This is a genomic window from Sphingomonas sp. P4_D12 (genome assembly GCF_056401895.1).
This window is the reverse complement of record NZ_JBFUIL010000008.1, coordinates 51,131-76,425: the sequence shown is the minus strand read 5'-3', so window position 1 is coordinate 76,425 and position 25,295 is coordinate 51,131. Positions and strand designations below refer to the sequence as shown.

At 63.9% G+C, this 25,295-nt stretch carries 28 protein-coding genes and 2 tRNA genes; 8 read left to right on the top strand and 22 right to left on the bottom strand.

Annotated elements, in window-relative coordinates:
* Positions 1 to 60: 60 nt before the first annotated feature.
* The 7 genes from AC1DSD_RS16630 to lon form a co-directional block, all read right to left on the bottom strand.
* A complete protein-coding gene (locus tag AC1DSD_RS16630; RefSeq protein WP_478031660.1) occupies positions 61 to 312 on the bottom strand; it encodes a RebB family R body protein in 252 nt (83 codons plus the stop codon).
* A 44-nt stretch (positions 313 to 356) separates the two neighbouring features.
* Positions 357 to 638, bottom strand: a complete 282-nt coding sequence (locus AC1DSD_RS16625) for a RebB family R body protein (RefSeq protein WP_478031658.1) — start codon at positions 636 to 638, stop codon at positions 357 to 359.
* Between the two features lie 78 nt (positions 639 to 716).
* The gene (locus AC1DSD_RS16620) at positions 717 to 1,019 is read right to left on the bottom strand and encodes a RebB family R body protein (protein ID WP_478031656.1); all 303 of its coding nucleotides are present in this window, start codon (positions 1,017 to 1,019) and stop codon (positions 717 to 719) included.
* A 197-nt stretch (positions 1,020 to 1,216) separates the two neighbouring features.
* Positions 1,217 to 2,842: a helix-turn-helix domain-containing protein gene (locus AC1DSD_RS16615; RefSeq protein ID WP_478031654.1), complete on the bottom strand. Its 1,626-nt coding sequence runs from the start codon at positions 2,840 to 2,842 to the stop codon at positions 1,217 to 1,219.
* Positions 2,843 to 3,481: 639 nt separating this feature from the next.
* Positions 3,482 to 3,556: transfer RNA gene (locus AC1DSD_RS16610), tRNA-Val, on the bottom strand.
* Positions 3,557 to 3,675: 119 nt separating this feature from the next.
* On the bottom strand, positions 3,676 to 3,948 hold the full coding sequence (locus tag AC1DSD_RS16605) for an HU family DNA-binding protein (protein ID WP_066585106.1): 273 nt from the start codon (positions 3,946 to 3,948) through the stop codon (positions 3,676 to 3,678).
* A 243-nt stretch (positions 3,949 to 4,191) separates the two neighbouring features.
* Positions 4,192 to 6,588, bottom strand: coding sequence for an endopeptidase La (gene lon, locus AC1DSD_RS16600; RefSeq protein ID WP_478031652.1), 2,397 nt, complete (start codon positions 6,586 to 6,588; stop codon positions 4,192 to 4,194).
* A 94-nt stretch (positions 6,589 to 6,682) separates the two neighbouring features.
* Between lon and AC1DSD_RS16595 the strand changes: the two genes are divergently transcribed.
* Both AC1DSD_RS16595 and AC1DSD_RS16590 read left to right on the top strand, forming a co-directional pair.
* A complete protein-coding gene (locus tag AC1DSD_RS16595) occupies positions 6,683 to 8,380 on the top strand; it encodes a M1 family metallopeptidase (protein ID WP_478031826.1) in 1,698 nt (565 codons plus the stop codon).
* Positions 8,381 to 8,421: 41 nt separating this feature from the next.
* On the top strand, positions 8,422 to 9,027 hold the full coding sequence (locus AC1DSD_RS16590) for a methyltransferase family protein (RefSeq protein WP_478031650.1): 606 nt from the start codon (positions 8,422 to 8,424) through the stop codon (positions 9,025 to 9,027).
* Between the two features lie 278 nt (positions 9,028 to 9,305).
* On the opposite strand, the gene AC1DSD_RS16585 is transcribed toward AC1DSD_RS16590, so the two are convergent.
* From AC1DSD_RS16585 to clpP, 5 genes are all read right to left on the bottom strand, one after another.
* The gene (locus AC1DSD_RS16585; protein WP_478031648.1) at positions 9,306 to 9,887 is read right to left on the bottom strand and encodes a GNAT family N-acetyltransferase; all 582 of its coding nucleotides are present in this window, start codon (positions 9,885 to 9,887) and stop codon (positions 9,306 to 9,308) included.
* Complete coding sequence (locus AC1DSD_RS16580; RefSeq protein ID WP_478031646.1) at positions 9,884 to 10,129, bottom strand: DUF1272 domain-containing protein; 246 nt, start codon at positions 10,127 to 10,129, stop codon at positions 9,884 to 9,886. The genes AC1DSD_RS16585 and AC1DSD_RS16580 overlap by 4 nt, the downstream gene beginning before the upstream one ends.
* Before the next feature lie 133 nt (positions 10,130 to 10,262).
* The gene (clpX, locus tag AC1DSD_RS16575) at positions 10,263 to 11,534 is read right to left on the bottom strand and encodes an ATP-dependent Clp protease ATP-binding subunit ClpX (protein ID WP_478031644.1); all 1,272 of its coding nucleotides are present in this window, start codon (positions 11,532 to 11,534) and stop codon (positions 10,263 to 10,265) included.
* A gap of 104 nt (positions 11,535 to 11,638) precedes the next feature.
* Positions 11,639 to 11,950, bottom strand: coding sequence for a ribosomal protein L7/L12 (locus AC1DSD_RS16570; RefSeq protein WP_478031642.1), 312 nt, complete (start codon positions 11,948 to 11,950; stop codon positions 11,639 to 11,641).
* 21 nt (positions 11,951 to 11,971) lie between these two features.
* Complete coding sequence (clpP, locus tag AC1DSD_RS16565; RefSeq protein WP_478031640.1) at positions 11,972 to 12,649, bottom strand: ATP-dependent Clp endopeptidase proteolytic subunit ClpP; 678 nt, start codon at positions 12,647 to 12,649, stop codon at positions 11,972 to 11,974.
* A gap of 164 nt (positions 12,650 to 12,813) precedes the next feature.
* Here clpP and AC1DSD_RS16560 point away from each other — a divergent pair, with 164 nt between their 5' ends.
* The gene (locus tag AC1DSD_RS16560) at positions 12,814 to 13,839 is read left to right on the top strand and encodes an SDR family oxidoreductase (protein ID WP_478031639.1); all 1,026 of its coding nucleotides are present in this window, start codon (positions 12,814 to 12,816) and stop codon (positions 13,837 to 13,839) included.
* Positions 13,836 to 14,225, top strand: a complete 390-nt coding sequence (locus AC1DSD_RS16555) for a DOPA 4,5-dioxygenase family protein (protein ID WP_478031637.1) — start codon at positions 13,836 to 13,838, stop codon at positions 14,223 to 14,225. The genes AC1DSD_RS16560 and AC1DSD_RS16555 overlap by 4 nt, the downstream gene beginning before the upstream one ends.
* Positions 14,226 to 14,314: 89 nt before the next feature.
* Here AC1DSD_RS16555 and AC1DSD_RS16550 read toward each other — a convergent pair whose 3' ends face one another.
* The 4 genes from AC1DSD_RS16550 to AC1DSD_RS16535 form a co-directional block, all read right to left on the bottom strand.
* Complete coding sequence (locus tag AC1DSD_RS16550) at positions 14,315 to 14,770, bottom strand: hypothetical protein (protein WP_478031635.1); 456 nt, start codon at positions 14,768 to 14,770, stop codon at positions 14,315 to 14,317.
* Between the two features lie 69 nt (positions 14,771 to 14,839).
* Positions 14,840 to 15,766: a glycosyltransferase family 2 protein gene (locus AC1DSD_RS16545; protein WP_478031633.1), complete on the bottom strand. Its 927-nt coding sequence runs from the start codon at positions 15,764 to 15,766 to the stop codon at positions 14,840 to 14,842.
* Positions 15,767 to 15,990: 224 nt separating this feature from the next.
* Positions 15,991 to 17,649: a trigger factor gene (gene tig / locus AC1DSD_RS16540; protein ID WP_478031631.1), complete on the bottom strand. Its 1,659-nt coding sequence runs from the start codon at positions 17,647 to 17,649 to the stop codon at positions 15,991 to 15,993.
* A gap of 62 nt (positions 17,650 to 17,711) precedes the next feature.
* Positions 17,712 to 17,796 (bottom strand) — tRNA-Leu (locus AC1DSD_RS16535).
* A gap of 108 nt (positions 17,797 to 17,904) precedes the next feature.
* On the opposite strand from AC1DSD_RS16535, the gene AC1DSD_RS16530 reads away from it, so the two are divergent.
* Together AC1DSD_RS16530 and AC1DSD_RS16525 are read left to right on the top strand one after the other, a co-directional pair.
* The gene (locus AC1DSD_RS16530; RefSeq protein ID WP_478031630.1) at positions 17,905 to 18,072 is read left to right on the top strand and encodes a hypothetical protein; all 168 of its coding nucleotides are present in this window, start codon (positions 17,905 to 17,907) and stop codon (positions 18,070 to 18,072) included.
* A gap of 5 nt (positions 18,073 to 18,077) precedes the next feature.
* Entirely contained in the window at positions 18,078 to 18,296 is a 219-nt protein-coding gene (locus tag AC1DSD_RS16525; protein ID WP_478031629.1) for a hypothetical protein, read from the top strand.
* A gap of 23 nt (positions 18,297 to 18,319) precedes the next feature.
* Here AC1DSD_RS16525 and AC1DSD_RS16520 read toward each other — a convergent pair whose 3' ends face one another.
* The 6 genes from AC1DSD_RS16520 to AC1DSD_RS16495 form a co-directional block, all read right to left on the bottom strand.
* Positions 18,320 to 19,177, bottom strand: coding sequence for a hypothetical protein (locus AC1DSD_RS16520; RefSeq protein ID WP_478031627.1), 858 nt, complete (start codon positions 19,175 to 19,177; stop codon positions 18,320 to 18,322).
* Positions 19,178 to 19,185: 8 nt separating this feature from the next.
* Positions 19,186 to 19,800, bottom strand: a complete 615-nt coding sequence (locus AC1DSD_RS16515) for a hypothetical protein (RefSeq protein WP_478031625.1) — start codon at positions 19,798 to 19,800, stop codon at positions 19,186 to 19,188.
* Positions 19,801 to 19,902: 102 nt separating this feature from the next.
* Entirely contained in the window at positions 19,903 to 20,556 is a 654-nt protein-coding gene (locus AC1DSD_RS16510; protein WP_478031624.1) for a peptidylprolyl isomerase, read from the bottom strand.
* Positions 20,557 to 20,651: 95 nt separating this feature from the next.
* Positions 20,652 to 22,139, bottom strand: a complete 1,488-nt coding sequence (gene gatB / locus AC1DSD_RS16505) for an Asp-tRNA(Asn)/Glu-tRNA(Gln) amidotransferase subunit GatB (protein ID WP_478031622.1) — start codon at positions 22,137 to 22,139, stop codon at positions 20,652 to 20,654.
* A gap of 39 nt (positions 22,140 to 22,178) precedes the next feature.
* The gene (locus AC1DSD_RS16500; RefSeq protein WP_478031621.1) at positions 22,179 to 22,793 is read right to left on the bottom strand and encodes a hypothetical protein; all 615 of its coding nucleotides are present in this window, start codon (positions 22,791 to 22,793) and stop codon (positions 22,179 to 22,181) included.
* A gap of 31 nt (positions 22,794 to 22,824) precedes the next feature.
* Entirely contained in the window at positions 22,825 to 23,262 is a 438-nt protein-coding gene (locus tag AC1DSD_RS16495; protein WP_478031825.1) for a response regulator, read from the bottom strand.
* A gap of 133 nt (positions 23,263 to 23,395) precedes the next feature.
* On the opposite strand from AC1DSD_RS16495, the gene AC1DSD_RS16490 reads away from it, so the two are divergent.
* Together AC1DSD_RS16490 and rsmD are read left to right on the top strand one after the other, a co-directional pair.
* Positions 23,396 to 24,724, top strand: coding sequence for a pseudouridine synthase (locus AC1DSD_RS16490; protein ID WP_478031620.1), 1,329 nt, complete (start codon positions 23,396 to 23,398; stop codon positions 24,722 to 24,724).
* Positions 24,725 to 25,261 carry a 16S rRNA (guanine(966)-N(2))-methyltransferase RsmD gene (gene rsmD / locus AC1DSD_RS16485; RefSeq protein WP_478031619.1) on the top strand — a complete coding sequence of 179 codons (537 nt, stop codon included), beginning with the start codon at positions 24,725 to 24,727 and terminating at the stop codon, positions 25,259 to 25,261.
* The last annotated feature ends 34 nt before the right edge of the window (positions 25,262 to 25,295 follow it).

Here is a 25,295-nt window from a genome sequence, read left to right as displayed (position 1 = left end):
GCGGACGTGTGGTGCCGCCGGTTGATCGATCATGCCGAGCACTGCTGCCGGCAACTCAGCTCAAGTCTTCGGTCCGGCGCCGCCGGTCTGGATCGCGTACAGCATGGCGACGCCTGCCGTGGTCGCGGCCTGCGCCGCCATGTTCATCTGCTGTTGTGCGAGCGTGGCATTATGAGCGGCGTTGGCCAGCGCCTGCGCCGTCGCCTGATAGAGGTTGCCCATCGCAACCGCCGGAGCGGACCCCAGCGTTTCGACATTGGCCTGCGTGACGGAATCCGTGATCTGGTTGTTCACGGCTGTCGGATACGCCATCTTCTACCTCTGCCTTCGACTGAACGACACGTCGCCGCCCAACATCACACCAGGCTGCCCGATTTCAGGATGTCCTCGGTCGCGACGCCGGTCGACGCGGTATCGAGGGCGTACAAGGTCGCGACGCCCATCGTCGTCGCGGCCTGGCCGGTGACGAAGCTCTGCTGTGCGGCATTGGTCGCATTGTGCGCGGCATTGGCGAGTGCCTGAGCCGTCGCTTGGTATAGATTGCCCATCGCGATCGCCGGCGCATCGCCCAGCACCTTTACGTTGGCCTGGGTGACGGAATCGGTGATCTGGTCGTTGACGAAGGTTGGAAATGCCATGTCTTACTCCCCAAGAATAGTGACGAGCGGCGAAGCCGGGCGTCGTGAAATTAACCGGCCTCGGCGCGGTCACATGCCTCAGACGAGGCTGCCGGGACGCGGGCTGTTGGCGGCCGAACGGAAGATGTCTTCGGTGGCGACGCCGGTCGATGCGGTGTCGAGTGAATAGAGCGTCGCAACGCCCATGGTCGTCGCCGCCTGCGCTGTGACGTAGCTCTGCTGCTGCGCATTGGTCGCATTGTGCGCGGCATTGGCCAGCGCCTGAGCCGTCGCCTGATACAGATTGCCCATCGCGATCGCCGGGGCGTCGCCAAGAACCTTGGTGTTCGCCTGGGTGATCGAATCGGTGATCTGGTCGTTCACATGAGTTGGGAAAGCCATCGGAACCTCTTTCTGCAATGGGGCCGCGGCGATCGGTTGGTCGATCGATCGGACGGCGCGATGGTGTTCCGATCGCGCGGCGATTACTTGGACGAACCCGAGAATGTGTGCGGCGGATACGTAGCCCGGCGAAGCGCGACCCCGCTTGAAACGCTGTCGTCGGTCAGCGATTGCGCCGACTCGGCCAACGTTTTCGATCACTCGGCTGGATCGCTCGCCGACTCGGACAAAAACGATGACAAGGTAGCCAGCGGCGCGACTCGGTGCGCGGCGCGGCGGAACTCGCGCGGGCTCTGTCCGACGATGCGGCGAAAGCTGCGCTCGAAATAGCTCAGATCGGCGAATCCGACTTGAAAGGCGACGTCGGTGACGCTGGCGGCCGGGTCCGCCGCCAGCTGTTCGCGCGCCTTCAGAATACGGATGTGGCGGAGCAGCGATTTAAACGGTGCGCCGACAACGCTCCGGAACAGAGCACTCAGATGCGACGGACTGACGCCCGCCAGTGTCGCCAGTTCGGTCAGCACCACCGGTTGGTCATAGCAGCGGCCGAGATGCGCAAGCGCCCGCCGCAAGGCGACATGGACGTCATACGAGTCGCCCTCCTCCGGGCTAACCGCCCGGCGGGCCCAATGGTCGAGAGACGACACGTCCGCCTCTGTCTGGGCGATCGAGCGCAAGGCCGGCGCCGCAATATCGGGCAAGGCTATGTGCGGCGCGTAAAGCCGAATATCGACGTCACGGATCGGCGTCGCGCCGGTCATCGTCGCGACACGCGCGACCACGCGCTCGACTTCCGACAGGTTTTCCGGCCAGCCATAAGCGCGACAGGTGTCGATAAACACGTCGGTGCGCTTGATATCGACCTGATAGCCGAGCCGCGCGATAGCGTCACAAACGAGGGCATCGATATCCTCGGAGCGATCGCGGATCGGGGGAATCGTCGCGATGAGAAAATCCAACTCGGTCGCCAAGGTGCGGGAAAAGCGCCCTGCCGCAACCTCGTCGCGCAGGTCGGCAGTCGTCGAAGCGATGATCCGAATGCTGGAAAGCGGCGTCGCCGTCGGCCGTTGCGCGATGCGCGAAGGGAAACTCAGCAGCAGCGCGTCCTGCAGCGGCGCGGCAAGTTCGTCGACATTGGCAAGAAACAGCGTGCCGCCGTCCGCCGCCGCCAGCCACTCGGGCGGCAGCCCGTCGGGACGAGCGCAATCGACCTGCACGAACGCCCCGTCCGCGCGGGGGCCACAACAATGGATCGCCGTCGCCAGCTGGAATTTTTCCGTACCGAATTCGCCGCGCAGCGTTACCGGCAAGGGACTCGATGCGGCGATCTCGATGAAGCGATCCAGGTCGCGCAACGCACGGCTCAGCCCGACAAGCCGCAGCGGCTGGCCCCAGCGCTCGCGCGACCAATGTTCGAGCTGATACCGTTTGGCGAGCCTGCCGCATTGCTGGGCGAATTGAGCCAGAAGAACGGGCAGCGGACCATCCAGGTCGCGCGGATCCTCAAACTGCGTCCGGAGTGTGCCGATTGACCGGCCGGCAAAGGTGATCGCGAACGGAAGGAAAGGCGCCCCCGCCCGATCTTGTCCGGCCGCGCGTGCATGACTGTCGCGCGCGGCGGCTTGCCAGCGCGATGCCAATCCTTGCCGTCCCCGCTGCTGGCGCAAAACCCACATGCCATCGAGCTCGAGTTCGAGCGACACCAGTCGCGCCTGGATGACAAGCGCGCGGGTCAATCCCTCGAGCAGTTCCGGAAGGTCGCGGAACGATCGGTTGACGCTAGCGACAAGTTGGTCACCGAAATGTTCACTCGTAAATGCCACGAGCGTCTCCGAAATGAGTTCGACAACGCTCGTGGGCTACGAGTAAATCGCGCTGGGTTATTGACCCACAGCAAGCCCACCGCAATAGTGAATTATCTCAGTAATGAACCATTTAGAATGGTTAACATGCCTTTTGGAAATGCATTAGGGCATCGAAAATGCGCCGCAACGATGGGAAAGAACTAGCGTTCCGGCAGACTACAGGTACGTCAGATCGACGCTGCCTGATAAGGTTGGCTTCGTGTCTTTCAGCGAACTCGCGGCGGCTAGCTGCCGCAGGATCTGATCCATCAACGAAACGAAGGGTGCAATGTCAGCTCTACCCGGCATGCATCTCAGAATTTCAACGCAGCGTTAGGTTGGTGTATTCGCACCTGCCCGCGATTTTCGAACCAGTGCGACGATCACAACGCTTCCTGAGCCATCGGCATGAACGCAGGGCAGCTATCGGTTACGGCGCATCGGAAGCCAATGGTCGGATGTCGGCCAAACCCCGGCTTTCGAAGCGGCGGCGAGAGAAGATCAAATTTATAGCGGAACGCGACTTTTGTTTCGCTTGGAGTGCGAGGCGATCGCGCCCTCGTTCTTCATGCGTTTTTCATGGGCCACGCCACGTTTCCAGCTAAGTGTCTGAAAACATGGTGGGCGCGACAGGGATTGAACCTGTGACCCCACCCGTGTGAAGGGTGTGCTCTACCGCTGAGCTACGCGCCCGATCGCGAGCCGATCCCGGCATCGCAAAAGGAAGGGGGCGACGTTTAGCGCCGCCCCGTTGTCATCGCCTTAAGACGATCCGTTCGATCTTGTCCAGCCCCCGAAAGGACCGGCCGGGATCAGTTGACCGAATCCTTCAGACCCTTGCCGGCCTTGAACTTGGGCTGGGTCGATGCCTTGATCGTCATGGGCTCGCCGGTACGCGGATTGCGGCCGGTAGATGCCTTGCGCTTCGAAACCGAGAAAGTACCGAAACCGACCAGGCGAACCTCGTCGCCTTTCTTGAGCGCGCCGCCGATCACGTCGAACACGGCCTCCACGGCCTTGCTGGCATCGCCTTTGCTGAGGCCTGCCGTGTCGGCAACGGCGCTGATCAGCTCCTGCTTGTTCATCGTCCTCGAAACCCCCGTTTAGAGTGCGTTACACGTTTGCTACTGGAATAAGACTCGCGGCCCGAGGCCGGGCGCGCAGTAACGCTGCTCCGGGCGAACGAGTCAAAACAAATCCGCCGCAACCTCGACCGTAACGATCGAATTTGCGGCGGATCGTTTCGTCGCGTCCCGTTTCAGCACGCATCACTTGGTTTCAGCAGAGCTGAAACGGCCGCGGTGCCGGCCCAGCAGAGCCGCAAACGATTAATGCGGGAGCTCCCCTGCCTGGGCGATGTTCGCCGGCGGCTGCGCCGCCAGTTCGTCGGCCTCGGTCCAGTCGATTGCTTCGAGCGGCTGGGTCAATGCGAGCCGCAGCACTTCGTCGACATGCTCGACCGGGATGATCTTGAGTCCCTTGCGGATATTCGCCGGAATCTCGACGAGGTCCTTCTCATTGTCCTTGGGAATCAACACCGTCTCGATGCCGCCGCGCAACGCCGCCAGCAGCTTTTCCTTCAAGCCGCCGATCGGCAGCACGCGGCCGCGCAACGTGACCTCGCCGGTCATCGCGATCTCCCGCCGCACCGGCACGCCGGTCATCGTCGAGACGATCGAGGTGACCAGGCCAATGCCGGCCGACGGACCGTCCTTGGGCACGGCTCCTTCGGGCAGATGGATGTGGATATCCTTGCGCGCGAACAGGCTGGGCTTGATGCCGTAAGACGGCGCCCGCGCCTGGACGAAGCTCATTGCCGCCTGGACGCTTTCCTTCATGACGTCGCCCAGCGTACCGGTCGTCTTGACCATGCCCTTGCCCTGCACGGTGACGCTCTCGATCGTCAGCAATTCGCCGCCGACCTCGGTCCAGGCTAGTCCGGTGACCGCACCGATCTGGTTTTCGGTCTCCGAAAGGCCATGGCGATACTTCAGCACGCCCGCGAACTCGTGGAGGTTCTCCGGCGTGATCGTCACGCTCTCGACCTTGCCTTCGAGGATCTGGCGCAAGGCCTTCCTGGCGAGCTTGGCGATCTCGCGCTCGAGCGTGCGAACGCCCGCTTCCCGCGTGTAGCGCTGGATCAGCGCGCGCAGGCCTTCATGGGTCAGCGTGAACTCGCCGTCCTTCAGCCCATGCGCCTCGACCTGCTTGGCGATCAGGTGGCGTTCGGCGATCTCGACCTTCTCGTCCTCGGTATAGCCTTCGAGCCGGATGATCTCCATGCGATCGAGCAACGGCTGCGGCAGGTTCAAGGTGTTCGCGGTGGTCACGAACATCACGTCCGACAGGTCGATGTCGATCTCGAGATAATGGTCGTTGAACTTGCTGTTCTGTTCGGGGTCGAGCACCTCGAGCAGCGCCGACGCCGGATCGCCGCGGAAATCCTGGCCCAGCTTGTCGATCTCATCGAGCAGGAACAGCGGGTTCGACGCGCCGGCCTTTTTCAGGTTCGACACGATCTTGCCCGGCAGCGAACCGATATAGGTCCGCCTGTGGCCGCGAATCTCGGCCTCGTCGCGCACGCCGCCCAGCGACTGGCGGATGAACTCGCGCCCGGTCGCCTTGGCGATCGACTTGCCCAGGCTGGTCTTGCCGACACCGGGAGGGCCGACCAGGCACAGAATCGGGCCCTTGAGCTTGTTGGTGCGCGCCTGGACCGCGAGATATTCGATGATCCGGTCCTTGACCTTCTCGAGCGCATAATGGTCCTCGTCGAGCACCGCTTGCGCCGCCGCGATATCCTTCTTGAGCTTGGACTTCTTGCCCCAGGGCAGACCGAGCAGCACGTCGAGATAATTGCGCACGACCGTGGCCTCGGCCGACATCGGCGCCATCGTCTTCAACTTCTTGAGCTCGGCGGTCGCCTTGGTGCGCGCTTCCTTGCTCAGCTTGAGCGTGGCGATCTTCTGCGTCAGCTCGGCGATCTCGTCGCCATCGCCTTCATCAGCCTCGTTGCCCAGCTCGCGCTGGATCGCCTTCAGCTGCTCGTTGAGATAATATTCGCGCTGGGTCTTCTCCATCTGGCGCTTGACCCGCGACTTGATCTTCTTCTCGACCTGCAGGACGCCAAGTTCGCCTTCCATGAAGGCATAGACCATCTCGAGCCGCTTCGACTGGTCGAGTTCGACCAGCAGCGCCTGCTTCTCGGCGACCTTGATCGCGATATTGCCGGCGATCGAATCGGCCAGCCGCGACGGCTCCTCGATTTCGCTCAGCTGCACCGCGGTTTCCGCCGGCAGCTTGCGGTTGAGCTTGGAATAGGATTCGAACTGATCGACCACCGAGCGCATCAGCGCCTGGATCTCGACGCCCTTCACGGCCTCTTCCTCGACCCGCGCGATCTCGGCGGTGAGGTGGTCGCCGCCGCCCGACAATGCCGTCAGCGTGGCGCGCGCCTTGCCCTCGACCAGCACGCGGACGGTGCCGTCGGGAAGCTTCAGCAGCTGCAGGATCGTCGCAACGACGCCCATGTCGTACAGGTCGTCGCGCTGCGGATCGTCCTGCGCGGGGTCGAGCTGCGCGACCAGGAAAATCTCCTTGTCGGCGGCCATCGCGCTTTCCAGCGCGGCTACCGACTTGTCGCGGCCGACGAACAGCGGCACGATCATGTGGGGAAACACCACTATGTCGCGCAGCGGCAATACGGGGAAGGATTGGACGGTCATGGATACTCCGGAGGCGCCCAACCAGGGCGCTTTTGTCTTTCTATATGGGAAGCGTGAGCATTCCATCAATCTCCCGCGCTTGTTCGTCCCCGGAATGGTGGGGATAAGCCTGATCGCCGCCGCCGCGGCGGGCGCCGCAACGCTGCCCAAAAAGGGCGAACCGCCGCTGACGGCGCAGACTCAGCGATCGGGCGGGCCGGTCGATCCAGACCAGGCGAAACTGCAGTTCGATACCGCCGATCTGTCGTTCGAGGTGCTGCCCGACACCGAGCAACTCAAGGCCGTGGCGGTGGAGAGTTTTACGCCCAAGGCGCCGGCCGACAAACTGGTGATCGATCTCGACAAGAATCTCGGGCCGAGCGCGATCGCGATCGACGGGCAGAAATTGCCGGCGAGCGCCTGGTCGAACCCGGATGGGCGGCTGACGATCAAGCTCCCGCGAACCTATGCGGCCGGCGAGCGCGTCACCGCGACGATCGTGTATGGCGGCGTCCCGCATGTCGCGGTCAACGCGCCGTGGGACGATGGCGTGGTCTGGTCGAAGACCAAGGACGGCCGGCTGTGGTTCGCCACGACGAGCGAAGGCTATGGTTGCGACATATTGTGGCCGTGCTTCGACTTTCCCGAAGGCGAACCGGGCAAGGTCGCGCTCCACATCACCATTCCCAAGGGGCTGAAGGCGCCGTCCAACGGCGTGTTCAAGGGCGTCGACACGGGAGCCGATGGCCGTGAGACGTGGAACTGGGAGATCAAGCACCCCAACACCTATGCGATCGCGCTCAATGTCGCGCCCTATGAGGTGATCTCCGCTGACTATAAAAGCCGTTTCGGCAACACGATTCCGATGTTCTACTGGTATTTGCCGGGCGAGGAAGAGCAGGCGAAGAAGCTGTTCGCCGAATTCGCGCCAACGCTCGATTTCTTCGAAAGCAATGTCGGCCCCTACCCGTTCGGCGACGAGAAGCTCGGCGTGGTCGAGACGCCGCATCTCGGCATGGAGCACCAGACGATCAACGCGTACGGCAACGCCTATAAAAAGGCGCCCGAGGGCTTCGATTGGCTGTTCCAGCACGAATTCAGCCACGAATGGTTCGGCAACCAGGTGACCGCCGCCAATTGGGACGATTACTGGATCCACGAAGGCTATGGCGAGTATATGCAGCCGGCCTATGGCCTGTGGCGCGAAGGCTATGCCCGCTACGCGACGATGCTGGACGAACAGCGCAACAAGATCGTCAACGCCGTACCGATCACGCGCGGCCGCTGGATCACCGAGGAAGAGGTGTACGAGCCGACCAAGGGCGGTCCGGGCGGCGACATCTATTACAAGGGCGCGTGGATGCTCCACACCTTGCGCTGGCTGATCGGCGACAAGCAATTCTGGGACGTGACGCGGCTCGAAGTCTATGGCCGCCCCGATCCCAAACCAGGCAATTTCATTCCGCGCTTCAGCTCGACCCGCGAGTATGAGGACAATGTCAGGAAGGTTACCGGCAAGGACCTAGACTGGTTCTTCGACATCTATCTGCGCAAAGCCGATCTGCCCGAGCTGGTCGAAGCGCGCAGCGGCGACAAGCTCAACCTGTTCTGGCTGACTCCCGACAACCTCCCCTTCCCGATGCCGATCGAGGTGCTGGTCGACGACAGGTTGATGAAGGTCGACATGCTCGACGGCACCGCGACGATCGACGTACCCGCCGGCGCGCATGTCGTGGTCGACCCCTATGCCCGCGTGCTGAAACGATCGCGCGCGGTTGAGGATTATCGCGCAGGGCTCAAGCTGAAGCAGTAAGTGTGTTGCCATAATAATACAGTTGGAGCATGATAGGCCCGATGCCGCACGCTTTCCCAAACGACGCAGTCGCCCTGCCCGGGCTTGCCGCGATCATGCTCGGTTTCCTTGCGTTCTTCATCGCGCTGATGGCGGCGCGGCATCGGGCGACAAAGGTCGGCACCACGCCCTTGTCGCAACGCGCCTCGATCACCTGGCTCTGGATCGTCGTCCAGGGAATCGGCATCGGCGTGTCGGGCTTTGGCCCCGTCCGCGTCGAACTCGATCCGCTGTCGGTGAAAGCTATCATCGAGGCGCTCGTGGTCCTTGCGCTGATGTTGGGCGCCGTATGGTTGTTCCATGCCTCCTCGCGCGCGATGGGCAAGAACTGGGCATTGGTTGCCCGCACGCTGACCGACCACACGCTCGTCCAGAGCGGCCCGTTCGCGGTCGTGCGCAACCCGATCTATGTCGCGTTGTTCGGGTTCATGATCGCGATGGCGATCGCGTTCGGCCACACGCGCAATTTGATCGTCGGCGTGCCGCTCTACGCGCTCGGGACCTGGATGCGCGTCGCGCATGAGGAACGGCTGCTGAGGACGCAGTTTGGGGCGGCGTATGATGACTATGCGGCGCGGGTGAAAAGGTTCGTGCCGGGGGTTTTCTAGGCAGACTTCCCCTCTCCCCTTGTGGGAGTTTGGGGTCGGCCCTGCCCCCGGCAGGGCCTAAACAATACGGGGTATTGTTTACCCCAAACTGGTTGCGCAGACTTGGGTCGCGCCCTTGCGTGGCCCTAGTCGAAGCTGGGTGAGGGGTAAGCGGTCGCTCTCGCGACCGCGCGAAGCTGCGCTTCGCTTCCCCTCATCCAACTGCGACTAGCGAGCGAGCTCGCAAGTCTCCGTATCCTTCTCCCACAAGGGGAGAAGGTTTGGAACGCCGATCAGCCTTACGGCCTCGGATTCAACATCGACCAGAATTTCGGCCCGCCCTTGGGCACGTGCCATTCGTCGATCACCTCGAACCCGAGCGACTGATAGAGACTGACATTGCGCGGCGTCGCGGTTTCGAGGAACGCTGGCATGCCGTCCTCGCGCGCCTTGGCGAGCCCCTGGCGAATCGACGCCGAGCCCAGCCCCTTGCCCTGATACGCGGGATCGACGCCGGCGATGTGCAGATACCAATAGGTCCCCGATGGATGATGCGCGTCGATCGCGTCGCCCACGCGCATCGCTCGCACCAGCGAGGACCCGAAGGCGCCGATCAACGGGAACAATTGCTTGAGCATCTCGAGCTTGCCGATCTCGGCCTGCCCTGGCCGCCGCCACAAGGTCGCCGCTTCACCGCTCCCGGTCACCAGCGGCATGCCGCCGGCATCCTCGTCGAAGATCAGCCGGAACATGCGCGGCAGGCGCTTCACTCGCTCGGCGCGGTCGGGAAAAATGTACGACGTCGCCGGATCGTCGGCGAAAGCGCGCGCGAGCGTCAAGGCGACGGCGTCGCGATCCGCCCTGGTCGCCACGCGAATCATGCCGCTTTGCAACCTTCGGCCTTGAGCACCCGCTTGGTCGATGCCGGATAGCGTTCGAGCATCGCCGCCGGACGGATCGGCCGCGGCACGAAATTCCCGCCGCAATTGGGACACACACCGCCGAGCACGCCCTCGGCGCACTCCGCGCAGAAGGTACATTCGAACGTGCAGATGCGGGCGTCGGGGCTGTCGGCCGGCAAGTCGCGGTCGCAGCATTCGCAATTCGGTCTCAGGTCGAGCATCGCCCCTCCAACGAAAACGGGCGCCGGTCGAAACGATCGGCGCCCGTGTCTAATTATTTATGGTCGCATCGCTTTTTGCGGAAAACCGGCAACCACTTTTCCCCGCGATGCTCCAGCCCATCGAAACTCCGGATCAGGCGGCGTCGCCAGCCTTTTCCTTTTCCTTCTTGGCATAGACGCGGATCGGATCCTTACGGCCCTCGACCACGTCCTTGTCGATCATCACTTCGTCGACGCCGTCCATGCCGGGCAGGTCGAACATCGTGTCGAGCAGGATGCCTTCCAGGATCGAGCGCAGTCCGCGCGCGCCGGTCTTGCGGTCGATCGCCTTGCGCGCGACCGTCGATAGCGCATCGTCGGTGAAGCCCAGCTTCACGTCCTCCATTTCGAACAGCTTCTGATACTGCTTGACCAGCGCGTTCTTGGGCTCGGACAGGATCTTGACCAGCGCCGGCTCGTCGAGATCCTCCAGCGTCGCGATCACCGGCAAGCGGCCGACGAATTCGGGGATCAGGCCGAACTTCAACAGATCCTCGGGCTCGACCGACTTCAGCACTTCGCCCGTGCGACGCTCGTCGGGTGCCGCGACATGCGCGCCGAACCCGATCGACTTGCCCTGCAGGCGATCGCCGATGATCTTTTCGAGGCCGGAGAAGGCGCCGCCGCAGATGAACAGGATGTTGGTCGTGTCGACCTGCAGGAATTCCTGCTGCGGGTGCTTGCGGCCGCCCTGCGGCGGAACGCTCGCGGTCGTCCCTTCCATCAGCTTGAGCAATGCCTGCTGCACGCCTTCGCCCGACACGTCGCGCGTGATCGACGGATTCTCGGCCTTGCGGCTGATCTTGTCGATCTCGTCGATATAGACGATGCCGCGCTGCGCCCGCTCGACATTATAGTCGGAGGCCTGGAGCAGCTTGAGGATGATGTTCTCGACATCCTCACCGACATAGCCGGCTTCGGTCAGCGTCGTCGCATCGGCCATCGTGAACGGCACGTCGAGGATTCGTGCCAAGGTCTGCGCGAGCAACGTCTTGCCGCACCCGGTCGGGCCGACCAGCAGGATGTTCGACTTGGCGAGCTCGACATCGGCGCCCTTGGCACCGTGGTTGAGCCGCTTGTAATGGTTGTGCACCGCGACCGAGAGCACGCGCTTGGCCTGTTTCTGGCCGATCACATAGTCATCCAACACGTCGCAGATTTCCTGCGGCGTGGGGACGCCACCGTCCTTCTTGGAGACCAATGCCGACTTCGTTTCCTCACGGATGATGTCGTTGCACAGCTCCACGCACTCGTCGCAGATAAACACGGTCGGGCCGGCGATGAGCTTCCTCACTTCGTGCTGCGATTTCCCGCAGAACGAGCAATAAAGTGTGCTCTTCGAATCGCCGCCATCTAACTTTGGCATTCAATCACCTCGTCACGCGCGGATACGGGCGCGTACCGTTTTCGGGCGCATATGTTAGCGCACCACCGTAAACCCACAATAAAAATCACGTCGCCTTAACCGCGTTACCGCGACGGCAGGACGGGTCGCCGCATTTCGTCGACCGCGTCCTTGGCCTCTTTCAGTCCCGATCCCGTCGCTTCGCGGACCAATTTGATCGCGTTGATCACCTGACCATTGGCCAGCAATCGTTCGACCTCCACGCGAGTTTCGCTCGATAATTCCAGCTTTTGCCTGGCCGGAACCGCCACCCGCTGCACGCGCGGTCGTGGCGCCGCCATCAAATCGTCCGAGCGACCGCGCGGCCGCATCGCCATGACCGCCAGGACCAGAAAGACCAGTCCCGCCAGAATCAGCAGGGGCAACGGAATGAACATTCCCCAGCCCCTGCCGCAACCTCAAGCCGCCTGCGCCTGGTCGTCGGCCGGCGCCGGACGCTTGTCGAACACTTCGTCGACCAGGCCGAATTCCTTGGCCTCATCTGCTTCCAGGAACTTGTCGCGGTCCATCGACCGCTCGATCACGTCGAGCGGCTGGCCGGTATATTTGGAATAGAGGCCGTTCATCCGCTCGCGGATGCGCAGGATTTCCTTGGCCTGGATCTCGATGTCCGATGCCATGCCCTGGGCGCCGCCCGACGGCTGGTGGATCATGATCCGGGCGTTGGTCAGCGCGACCCGCATGCCGGGCTCGCCCGCCGCGAGCAGGAAACTGCCCATCGACGCCGCCTGGCCGATGCACACCGTGCCGACGCGCGGACGAATATATTGCATCGTGTCGTGGATCGCCATGCCCGCCGTGACGACGCCGCCCGGCGAGTTGATGTACATGTAGATGTCCTTCTTCGGATTCTCCGATTCGAGGAACAGCAACTGCGCGGTGATCAGCGAGGCCATATGGTCCTCGACCGGGCCGACCAGGAAGATGATCCGCTCACGCAACAGCCGCGAATAGATGTCGAAGCTGCGCTCGCCGCGGTTCGACTGTTCGATGACGATCGGCACGAGGCCGCCGGTCACGGGGTCGACGCGGAAGCCGGGAGGAGCGAATTGGCCGGTTTCGAAGGGATTGTGCATGCGAAGTCTCTCGGGTCCTTATGCCTTGCTTGCACCCTACATCGGCGCTCGCCCGGCGGGGCGCAAGGGGGCGCAACGGTGAACGGCGACGCGGCGCGATTTTCCGCGTCTTGCATCGCCATCGCGGCAGGCCCACGTCTCCCATATGAGAGGGAGCGGCTGAGATGAGCATCATTCTGGTCACGGGTGGGTCGGGCTTTGTCGGCGGGCACGTCATCCTGCAATTGCTCGAGGCGGGGCACGATGTGCGCACGACGGTGCGATCGCTGACCAAGGAACAAGCGGTGCGCGATACGCTCGCCCGGGCCGGGGCGAAGTCTCTCGACCGGCTGACCTTCGTCGCTGCCGATCTCAACCAGGATGCCGGCTGGGCCGAGGCCGTCGACGGATGCGACTATGTCCAGCACGTTGCCTCCCCCTTCCCGCTCGCCCAGCCCAAGGACGAGAACGACCTGATCCGCCCCGCGGTCGACGGTACGCTCAGGGTCCTGAGGGCCGCGCGCGACGCCGGCGTCAAGCGCGTCGTCCTGACCTCGTCCTTCGCGGCGATCGGCTATGGCCATGGCGACCAGGCCGCCGCTTACACCGAAACGGATTGGACCAACGTCGATGGCCCGGCGGTCCAGCCCTATATGAAATCCAAGACGCTGGCCGAGCGCGCCGCCTGGGACTTCGTCGAGCGCGAAGGCAACGGCCTCGAACTCGCCGTGGTCAACCCGGTCGGCATTTTCGGGCCGGTGCTCAACGAGGACCTGTCGACCTCGATCGAGATCATCAAGCGCATGCTCGAAGGCGGCCTGCCCGGTGCGCCGCGGCTCTATTTCGGCGTGGTCGACGTGCGCGACGTCGCGGGGATGCAGATCAAGGCGATGACCGCGCCGGAAGCGAAAGGCGAGCGCTTCCTCGCGGTCGCCGGCGATCCGGTATCGATCTACGACATGTCGGTGATCCTGCAGCAGGGAATGGGCGAAAAAGCGGCGAAGGCGAAACTGCGCCAGATGCCCGACTGGCTGATCCGGGTGATGGCCTTGTTCAATCCCCTGGCGCGCGAGGCGGCACCCCGTGTCGGCATCCGCTCCGCCGCGAGCAACGCCAAAACCCGCGAGCTGCTGGGCTGGCAATTCCGGTCCAACGAAGAGGCGATCGTCGCGTCGGGCGAAAGCCTGATCAAGCTGGGGATCGTGCGATGAACGACAATGCGCCCTGGCATGCGCACATCTATTACGACGCGTCCGAGCGCGCCGCCGCCGAAGCTTTGCGCGCAACCTTCGCCGACATGATGGTCGACGACGTCGCGCCGATCCTGTTCATCGGACGAATGACCGATGGCCCGGTCGGCCCGCATCCGATCGCGCAGTTCGAGATCCATTTCTCTGCCGTTGCCGGTGCGCTGGTTGCTCGCGCGATAGAAACAACCGGCCTACGCGCCCTGGTGCATCCGCTGACCGACGACGATGTCGCCGATCATACCACGCTCGCGCACTGGATCGGCCAGCCGCTCGATCTCGACATCAGCGTGCTCGACCCGCCGGGGCATAACCAGGGAGTCGCGCGGTTCGGGATCAGCGATTTTTGAGGACGAGTAACGGTGTCTGCCGACGACCCGATAGCAGACATTCACCGTGTGGTGGCGGACGCAGCCACCACCCGTGGCAAACGGTTGCGTCAGGCGGCGGAGCAATCGACCTTGGGTATTTTTATAGATTGTCCGTCGGAGATAAGCCCAAGCGATGGCGGACGATTTCGAGCAATAAACACTGGAATCAATTCGCCGAATCGATAGTCTCTGTAAGCGTGGAGCCGGCCATTGCCATCGGTCTTAAATGAAAATCCCCCGACGGCATTGATAACGTATCCCTCTTTGCCGGGTTCTACAGACATCCTAATAGGCCCTACCGCACCGCCATCGACCGATATCACTCCCGGACTGACGCGGATAAGTGGGGAGGTGTTTAGACGGTAGCAGCCGTTCAACGTCGAGATCGGTGGCAATGCAGGGGCCACCAGCGCGATTAGGCCAACGACAAACGCAAGGCCGGGCAAAAGAACAAGCGCAAGTCCACGCCACAGCGCGAACTGCGTCGCCCGCTCTCTTGCCAACGCTGCTTCGCTATCAGTCACATTCAATTGTTGCATGGGTGGGATTGACCGTCCAGCCGCACCAATGTCTGCTTTCCACTAATAGCGGACTCAGCCACCTGGTGCCGGATGCCCCAAATACGCCAGCCGCCTAACCTCGCGCCGCCCACGCACCACGGTGTCGAGGATTAGGCCCGCGAAGAAGCACAATGCCGCGAGGATGATCAGCCCGGTCGCCATAATCGCCGTCGGCAGACGCGGCACCAGGTGCGTATGATAGTACGTGATCGCCAGCGGGATGCCGAGCACCAGCGCCAGTAGCGCGAGCAGCCCGCCGATCGCGCCGAAGAACAGCAACGGCCGCTCGATCCGGTACAAAGTGACGATCGTGTTGAGGATGCGGAAGCCATCCGAATAGGTCGACAGTTTCGACGCCGATCCCTCGGGCCGCGCGAAATAGCGCGTCTCGACCTCGCCGACCGGCATGCGCAGTTCGAGCGCGTGGACGCTGATCTCGGTCTCGATCTCGAACCCGCCCGACAGCACCGGGAAACTCTTCACGAACCGTCGCGAGAATACGCGGTAACCCGATAGAATATCAGTGAAACTCCGGCCGAACAATTTGGCGAGCATGCCGGTCAGCAGCTTGTTGCCCATGACGTGGCCGCGGCGATAGGCGGCATCGTGCTGGGTCACCCGGCTGCCGACCACCATGTCGAGCTGCTCGTCGATCAGCCGGCGGACGAGCTGTGGTGCCGCCTCCGCATCATAGGTCGCATCGCCATCGGCCATCACATAGATGTCGGCATCGACATCGGCGAACATGCGGCGGACGACATTGCCCTTGCCCTGCATGCGCTCGGATCGCACGATGGCGCCAGCCGCGCGTGCGACCTCGATCGTGCGATCCTTGGAATTGTTGTCGTAGACGTAGATCGCCGCGCTTGGCAGCGCGGCGCGGAACCCCGCCACCGTCTGGGCGATCGCGGCTTCCTCATTATAGCAGGGCAGCAGGACTGCGATGCGTGGTTCTGTCATCTAACCCTGGTCCCGTAAGCTCCCTCGCCCCTGGACAGGGGAGAGGGATACCGCAGCTTGGCAGCTTGCTGCCTAGCGGAGGTTGGGAGAGGGGTCGAGCGGCGCTTTGCGCAGCGCGCTCGCGGAAGCGAGCGCTCACCCCTCTCCCAGCTCCGACTAAGGGCCGGCTAGCGCCGGCCCAAGTCTGCGCAACCCTCTCCCCGTCCGGGGAGAGGGAGATGGGGTCACTTCTTTGCCGGGGCCTTCTTCGCGGCCGGCTTCTTGGCGGGCGCTGCCTCGGCGGGTTCCGCCTTGGCGGCCGGAGCCTTCTTGGTCGCGGCCTTCTTGACCGGTTCCTCGGCCTTCAGCTCGTCGGCGGGCGCCTCGACCTTTTCATCGGTCTTGGACGGCGCCTTCTTGGTCGCCGCCTTCTTCACCGGCTCCTCGGCCTTGGCGGCATCAGCCTTGTCGGCCTTATCCGCCTTGGCGGCGGGAGCCTTCTTGGCCGCGGCCTTCTTCGCTTTGGGCTTGTGATTGTCGTGGTCGTGATGATGCGTGCCGGTCGCGAAACCGTCTTCCGACTCGATCGCTTCCTCGAGCTGGGCGCGAGTCACTTCGCGGTCGGTGACGTCCGCGGTCGAGAACAGGAAGTCGACGACCTTGTCCTCATAGAGCGGAGCGCGCAGCTGGGCGGCGGCCATCGGCTCGTTGCGGATATATTCGACGAAGCGCTGCTGGTCCTGCGGCGAATATTGCATCGCCGCCTGGCTGATCAGCCGGCTCATTTCCTGGTTGGTGACCTCGATGCCGTTGGCCTGGCCGATTTCCGACAGCAGCAGGCCGAGGCGCACGCGGCGTTCGGCGATCGCCTGGTAATCCTCCCGCTCGGCTTCCATCTCGGCCAGCGCCGCCTCGGGATCGGGCTCGTGCGTCGCTTCGTGCTTGAGCTGCTCCCAGATCTGGTCGAACTCGGCGGCGACCATCGACGGCGGCACCGGGAAATCATGGCCCGCAGCGAGCTGGTCGAGCAGCTTGCGCTTCATGTGGGTGCGGGTCAGGCCGTTGAGCTCCTGCTCGATCTGGCCCTTGAGCAAACCCTTGAGCTGCTCGAGATCGTTGAGGCCGAGCGACTTGGCCAGGCTGTCGTCGATCTTGGTCTCGCCCGCGGTCTTCACCGACTTGACGGTCAGGTCGAACGTCGCCGGCTGGCCCTTCAGCTCCTCGGCGGGATAATCGTCGGGGAACGTGACCTTGATGGTCTTCTCGTCGCCCGCCTTGACGCCGACGACCTGGTCCTCGAACCCGGGGATCAGCCGGCCGGAGCCGATCTCGACCGCCATGTCGGTGCCGGTGCCGCCTTCGAACGCGACGCCATTCTTGTCCTTGCCGACGAAATCGAGCGTGACGAGGTCGCCCTGCTTGGCCTTGTAGCTGTCCTTGGTGTCGTCCCAATTCTTCTGCTGCGCAGCGAACTTCTCGAGCTGCGCCTGAATCTCTTCCTCGCCGGCCGGGACGGTCAGGCGATCGAGCTTGATCGCGTCGATCGCGGGCGTGGGCACGTCGGGCAGGATTTCGAGTTCGACCTTGAGCTCGGCATCCTTGCCCTTCTCATAGTCGTTCTCGAGCTTGACCGAGGGCTGCATCGCGGGACGCAGTTTTTCCTTGCCGATCAGGGTCTGGATGCCTTCCTGGATCGCTGCGTTGAGCGCGTCCTGGGTCAGCGCCTCGCCGTGCATCTTGCGGACCAGATTGGCGGGTACCTTGCCGGGCCGGAAGCCGGGCATGCGGACCTGCGGGGCCACGCGCTTCACCTCGGCGTCGACCTTGGCGTCGATCTCCTTGGCGGTGATCGTCAGCGTGTAGGCGCGCTTGAGCCCTTCGTTCAACGTCTCGACAGTCTGCATTTCAGGCCTTCATCTTTCCGGAAAATCATTTGGTGGCCACCCCGCCCCAAAGGCGCGGGGACTGGTGCGGGCGAAGGGACTCGAACCCCCACATCTTGCGATACTGGAACCTAAATCCAGCGCGTCTACCAGTTCCGCCACGCCCGCCAGAGGACCGCCGGTCGGCGGCGTCTATAGCAACTGCGGCACCGGGAGCAACCCGCTTGGCAACTGACGGCATCACAAAGGCGTTAAAGGTGTGAAAGGAATTCCACCATGGCCACCAATCCATCGCCCGAAACGCCCCCACCCGAAATGCCCCCCGAGCCGAGCCAGCCGGCGCAACCGACGCCCGCCCCGCCCGAAATCTCGCCGCCGATGCCTGACATCGACGTGCCCTCACCAGGCGAACAGCCCACCGGCCCCGCCAACCCGCAAGGATGATCCCGATGACCGATCAAAATACGCAGGCCGCCGGCGAACGCGAACGCGATATCCGCAAGGGTGACACGCGCAGCGACCTCCAACAGGAAGTCGAGGCGCGCAAGGACGCGGTCGAACGCGGCGAAGGCGGCCCGGAGCCCGAGACCCTGACCGCGCCCGGCCTGTTCTCCGGCAATGCCGGGACCGGCGGAGAGACCAAGAACCAGGACGACGACGCGCAGTAGCGAGTCGCCGCCTTCGCCGCCGGTCAGTTCGCCGCGGTCAGATCGACGATGCGATCGCGGTCATAGCGCATCACGCCCGGAATCGCCGGCATCCGATTGATCGGCAGCCCGAAATAATTGGGCAGCTTGCCGACTGGCCGGAACCGCGCCGGCACCACATGGGCACCGCTCAGTCGCGGATCGATTGCGACGCTGGTGCCGGCCGGCACCAGAAACGGCCCGTCCAATATCACGGGCGCCGACGAATCGCCTTCGGGACGCTTTACCGACAGGTTGGCCTTGGCCGCGATCACGCCGAGATCGACGATCTCGCCCGCCTTCGCCGTGAAGGCGACGCTACCCATGCAGAAACAACTGCCCGTCGCGCCGCCATTGGGTACCGTGGCGAGCGGTCCGTAAATGCGATATTCGCCGGGCGTCAGTTCCTGAAGATAGGTCGACAGGCCGCCATCGGCCTTGGCGAAACGATTGATCGGCCCGATCGAGACGCCGGCCAGCAACGGGAACGGCGTGAACTGGAAGTTCGCCTCGGTGGGCTCGATCGGCTTGTCGGGCAATGGCGGCAGCACCGTGCCCTTGGGCGCACTGGCTTTATCCTTCACCGCCGCATCATATTCCGCCTGTTTCTTGACGTATTTGCCGTGTGCCTTGGCCAACGCGTCGGCACGGAACTTGTCATAGGTGGCCTGGTCGTCGGCAGTAGGTACTTTCATCAGATAGAGCGGGACCGCCATGTCCGCCCGCAGCATGACATAAGCCTTGGTCGAACTGAGCGCGACGCTAGGCTTGTCCTTGACCGCGGCGGTTTCGACGAAGACCGGCGCCTTGTCCTTTGCCGCCGCGGGAACGGCGAGCGAGAGCGCGATCAGGGCGCTAGGCAACAATGTCTTCATAGCCCCAGAACCTTCCCCTGCAGCTTGCCCGACGAAGCGACCAGTGCCTGTTGCTTGAGGTAATGCTGGCGCTTCTCCTCGTTGACGCCCGACAGACCTTCCTCGAAATTGAAATCGTCCCACAGCGCCCTGGGCAAACCGTAGCGGTCATAGCCCTTGAAGTTCATGCACGTGCGCATGTTGATCCGACGCAGTCGGCGCTTTTCGGCCGAGCCGAAGATCGCCGTCGCCACCGCGCTGCCGATCGCACCGCCGAGCGCGCCGGCCATCGTCCCGGTATAGGGATAGGGTACCTGTATATCGCCGACCCCGCTCTGCAGGCCGCGTGCATAATTGTCGCATTCGGCGATGTCGCCATAGGCCGTGGCGAAATCCGTATCGGCACGATGAAAGGCGTAATATTTGTCGAAATCCGCGACCTCTGTACCGTCCGACGTATAATCGAGCTTCGGCATCGTTACCGATTGCGCCTCGGCATTGGTGACCGTCGAGGCGCCGAATGGCGACGCGCTATCGACCAGATAAACGGCTTTTTCCTGCGCAGCGGCCGGCGCACTGCCGAATGGCAGCGCGACCATGACCGCGACGGCGGCCAAATCATGCATTTTCATGCGATCCCCCATTTTGGATGCGGCGAATCGCCGCGTCCCCCAAGGCGCACCATAACCGGCGGTAAAGGCCGGACAAGTAGTGTCGGAACCCGGTGTAGCCGGTCAGCCCTTGGGCAGCCTGCGGGCACTCAGCACGCGTACGGGTGCCGCCGGAACCTCTCCCTTGAACGACCCGCGCACCGTCGCATTAGGATCGATCGGCGCGTCGAAAATCTTGAGCACCACGTCCATGCCGTCGACCACGCGGCCGAACGCGGCATAGCCGAGGTTGGTCTTGGTAGCGTCGTCGGGCTTGGTCGGATCGGCATCGAACGAGGGCTGGTCGCCGACGCTGACCGTGAAGTCGCCGCGCGCCGATCCCGGCGCCAGCCGCGCGGTCGAGAGCGTGCCGTTGAGATGTTTCAGCCCGGTGATCGTGGTCGGCTCGTGCTTGATCGGCGGTAGCGTCCGCTTGGGATCGCCATTGGTCCCGAACTGCACGAAGCCGAATTTATCGGCCACCTTGCAGGTGCGATAGAAAGTGATGCCGTCGAGCTTCTTCTGGTCGACATAGCGGAGGAAATTGGCGGCGGTGACGGGCGCTTTCGCCGTCTCGACCTCGACCGTGAAGCTGCCGGCGGTCGTGGTGATCTGAACACGCGGCAATGCGACGGCCGGCGTCGGCGCGACCGCAGGGATCGGCGCAGGTGCGGGGCTCGTCTGCGCCAGCACGGGCGCCGCCAACAGGCCCAGTGTCATGGTGATCAGTCGCCGCATCGTCCTCACTCCTTTGGGAGCCAGCCTATTTCGCCGTGCACGTGGCGGCAACTGCCCTCAGTGGCAGACGCCGCCAACCCGGACGACAATCTGCCTCAGGACAGCGCCTTCTTCAGCAACTCATTGACCACGCCCGGATTGGCCTTGCCCTGCATCGCCTTCATCGTCTGGCCGACGAAGAAGCCGAACAGGGCCTCCTTGCCGCCGCGATACTGCTCAAGCTGATTCGGATTCTTCGCCAGCACGTCGGCGATCACCGCCTCGATCGCGCCGGTGTCGCTGGTCTGTTTGAGCCCGCGTTCCTCGACGATCTTACCCGGCGCGTCGCCGGTCTCGAGCATCACCTCGAACACCTGCTTGGCGAGCGTGCCCGACAGCGTGCCGTCGCCGATCAGCGCGAGCAGTTCGGCCGCCTGGCCGGGCGAGACCGGCGATTCGGTGATGTCCTTGCCCAGCCGATTGAGCGCGCCGAACAGTTCGGACGACACCCAGTTTGCCGCCGCGACGGGCTTGGCGCCCTGATCGAGCAAGGCGTCGAACCAGCGCGCGATCTCGACCTCAGCGGTCAGCACGTTGGCCTGATAGGGCGTGATCCCCTGCCCCTCGTACCGCGCGCGCTTGGCGCCGGGCAGTTCGGGCAGACTCGCGCGGCACGCTTCCAGAAACGCGTCGTCCAATTCGAGCGGCAGCAAGTCGGGATCGGGGAAATAGCGGTAATCGTGCGCGTCTTCCTTCGACCGCATCGACCGCGTCGTGCCGGTGTCGGGATTGAACAGCCGGGTTTCCTGGACGATCTTGCCGCCCGATTCGAGCACATCGACCTGACGCGACGCCTCATGCTCGATCGCCTGCATCACGAAGCGGATCGAGTTGACGTTCTTGGTCTCGGTGCGCGTGCCGAATTCGTCACCCGGTTTGCGCACCGACACATTGACGTCGGCGCGCATCGACCCCTGGTCCATATTGCCGTCGCACGAGCCGACATAGCGCAGGATCGAGCGCAGCTTGGTCAGATAGGCGCCCGCTTCGGCCGGCGAACGCATGTCGGGCTTGCTGACGATCTCCATCAGCGCGACGCCAGAGCGGTTGAGATCGACGTACGACCTCGTCGGATGCTGGTCGTGCATCAGCTTGCCGGCATCCTGCTCGACATGGATGCGCTCGACGCCGATCTTTTTGGTCGCCTCGGCCTCGCCTTCCAGCTCGATCTCGACCGCGCCCTCCCCGACCAGCGGATGGTAGAGCTGGCTGATCTGATACCCCTGCGGCAGATCGGCGTAGAAATAATTCTTGCGGTCGAACCGCGACCATTTGTTGATCTTGGCATCGATCGCCATGCCGGTGCGCACCGCCTGGCGGATGCATTCGCGATTGGGCACGGGCAGCATGCCCGGCATCGCCGCGTCGACCAGCGACACTTGCGTATTGGGCTCGGCGCCGAATTCGGTCGCCGCGCCGGAGAATAATTTGGCCTGCGAGGTGACCTGCGCGTGGACCTCGAGTCCGATGATCACTTCCCACTCGCCGGTGGCGCCGTGGATGCGGTAGGTCGAGGGAGCGGCAGTGCTGAGCGGTTCGGTCATGCCGGCCGAATAGCCTTAGCGGCACGCGGGCCGCAAGGCTCAGGACATCGGATAGACGTCCGAACTCCGGATCCAGCCGCTGACCGGCTTGCCGCCACCGAGGAAATCGACCTGAAGCCAACCCGGCCGCCGGGCGCGGATGCCAAGGCCATCGCCTTTCACGACATAGCTTTTGCGCGGCACAGCGTTGGCCGGGCTATCGTATAAATGGGCGCGGGCGCTCTTGATCACGGCCACCGCCACCCAGGGATAGGCCGTCTGGAGGGTGAATTCCGCCGGCTGATCCTTGTCGGCGAAATGCTGGACGTTCCAGCAGCCACCATGCTCCGTCGCCAGCCGGACGCTGAGGCTCCCGTCACTTTCCCGCGACAGCGTTCCCATGACCACCTCTTCGGGAGTCTCCGGAAAGTAACTGCGGATCGCGCCGTTCACCTTGCCGGAAAAATAGAAGATGCAGTTGAATCGCCCATTGCCGGTCGACGATTGATAATAGCCGCGGACGATATGTGATGCCGGGTCGACGGCGATCAGCATGTCTCCCCCATAATTGCCGCTGGCGATATTGCTGTCGGTTACGGGACGCGAACTCGCGGGAGAGGCGGTGGCGACCGCCAGGAAAGCAATTCCGGCCAGCGTCCGCATCAGTCCGCCCATCGTACCCTCCCCTGTCTTCGCGGCTTTATCGCTACGCCGCGGCTTCCTGATCGAACAGCGAGAAGCCGCGCGGCAGGCGGCGTGGGCGCGGGCGCCCCTGGATCTGCCCGTCGATCGCTGCGATCGCGGCGATCAGGTCGGCCTGGCGATAGGGTTTGGCGAGGCAGCCGCGGGCAAAGGCGCGACCCCCTTCGGGGCATTCGCCGGTGACGAAGACCACCGCGACGCCGCGGGCATGTGCCGCCCGCGCAACCTCGATCCCGCTGCCATCGGCCAGGGTGATATCGACAAGAACGAGATGGACATCGACACCGGACGCCAGCACCGCGATCGCGTCGGCGATGCGGTCAACCGTGGCGACGACCTCGAATCCATGCTCGATCAGCGCATGCTCGTTCTCGAATGCGATCAACGGCTCGTCCTCGCAGACGAGGAGGCGCGTAATGACTCTTTTTCCGTGTCCGAACATCATGATCGTTCAACCCAGTCGCGCGCAGATCGTTTCGTCAGCGCGTCGTTACGTGTGCGTGGCTTAACGCCCGGCAACGGGTAGGGTGTAAATTTTCCCCCGCTCCCCAGCCATTCGGTATATTGGCGCGACCATGCCTCCCTCCAAGACTCCCGACGATCAGCGGATCGCAAAAATGTTGGCGCGTGCCGGAATCGCCTCGCGGCGCGAAGTCGAACGCATGATCGCCGAAGGCCGCATCGCGATCGACGGCGTCGTCGTCGAAACGCCCGCGACGCTCCTGACCTCGCTCGCCGGCGTCACCGTCGACGGCAATCCGGTGCGTGAGGCGGAAGCCGCGCGGCTGTTCCTCTATCACAAGCCCAAGGGCCTGCTGGTCACCGAACGCGATCCGGCGGGCCGCCCGACGATCTACGATCGCTTGCCCAAAGCACTGCCGCGGCTGGTCCCGGTCGGCCGGCTCGACCTCGCGACCGAGGGGCTGTTGCTGCTGACCACCGATGGCGGGCTCAAGCGCCAGCTCGAGCTACCCGCGACCGGGGTCGAGCGCGTCTATCGCGCGCGGGCCTATGGCACCGTCGCCCAGTCACAACTCGAGGACCTGATCCACGGCGTCGAGATAGAGGGCGTCCGCTACGGATCGATCGACGCCAATATGGAGCGGCGCACGGGCGCCAACTTCTGGATCGAACTCAAGCTGACCGAGGGCAAGAACCGCGAGGTGCGGCGCGTGCTCGAATATCTCGGCCTGGAAGTTAGCCGGTTGATCCGCACGCGCTACGGCCCCTTCGTGCTCGGCGACTTACCGATGGGGGCGATCGGCGAAGTCCGCGCGCACGATATCGATTCGTTCCGCAAGGATCCGACCCGACTCGATCTGCCGCAACCCGCGCGCAAACAGGTCAGCGAACTTTCGAGCCCTTCGCCTTCAGCTGCATCACACCCCGCTCGGCCGAAACCAGCGGGCAATTCCCGCGCCCGCAACGAGCCTGAGCAGCGACGCTGGCAGACGGCAGCGCCTCGCGCCGCTCGCCCGGCATCTTCGGCGACGCACCAGCGACCGCAGCAAGACGCCCAGCATCGTTCGGAGCACGCGCGCGACGCGGCCGATCGGGCTCCGTTCAGGGGCCGCAGCACGCGCACTTCCTCGCCCGACGACGTGCCGCGGCCAGCGACGGGCAAACGCCCGCCCAAACCCAAAGCGGGCCCGCGCCAGCGCGCCGACGGAACGCTGGCGACCCGCTCGACCGGTGCGCGAAGCGATCGCTCGCGCAATTTTCGCAACGACCGCAGCGATCGTGACACGGCCGAACGGCCAGTGCGTCCGGCTCGCCCTGCTGGTGCGACTTCCTCGCGTGGCCCCGCGCGCCCTTCGGCGCCGTCGCGTCCCTCCGGCCCATCGGGCTCGCGTGGCCCTTCCGCCCCCCGCGGCGGACCGCGGCCGCCGCGAAAGCCGCGCTAGATGCGGATCATCGCCGGACAGTGGCGCGGCCGCCCGCTCGTCGCGCCAAAGGGTGACACGACTCGCCCGACAGCGGATCGCACGCGCGAAGCCCTGTTCTCGATGCTCACCAGCCGGCTCGGCAGTTTCGAGGAGCTTGCCGTCGCCGATCTGTTCGCCGGTTCGGGCGCGTTAGGCCTCGAAGCCTTGTCGCGCGGTGCGACGTCCTGCTTGTTCGTCGAGCAGGACAAACCCGCGCTCGACGCGCTGCGCACCAATATCGCCAAGCTCGGTGCCAAGGCCGATGTCCGCGCGCAATCGGTCATGGCGCTCGGGCCAGCGCGTGCGCCGCTCGACCTGATCCTGATGGATCCGCCTTACGGCACTGGGGCCGGCATAGTGGCGCTCGACAAATTGGCGCGGCTCGGCTGGGTCGGCCCGGCGACCTGGATCAGCATCGAAACGGCGAAGAACGAAAAGATCGAGTTGGCGGGGTTCGAGGTCGACGCCGACAAGACCTACGGCAAGGCGCGGGTGACACTGCTCCGACAAGCCTGACCGTCATCCCAGCGAGAGCCAGATCGTCACCCCA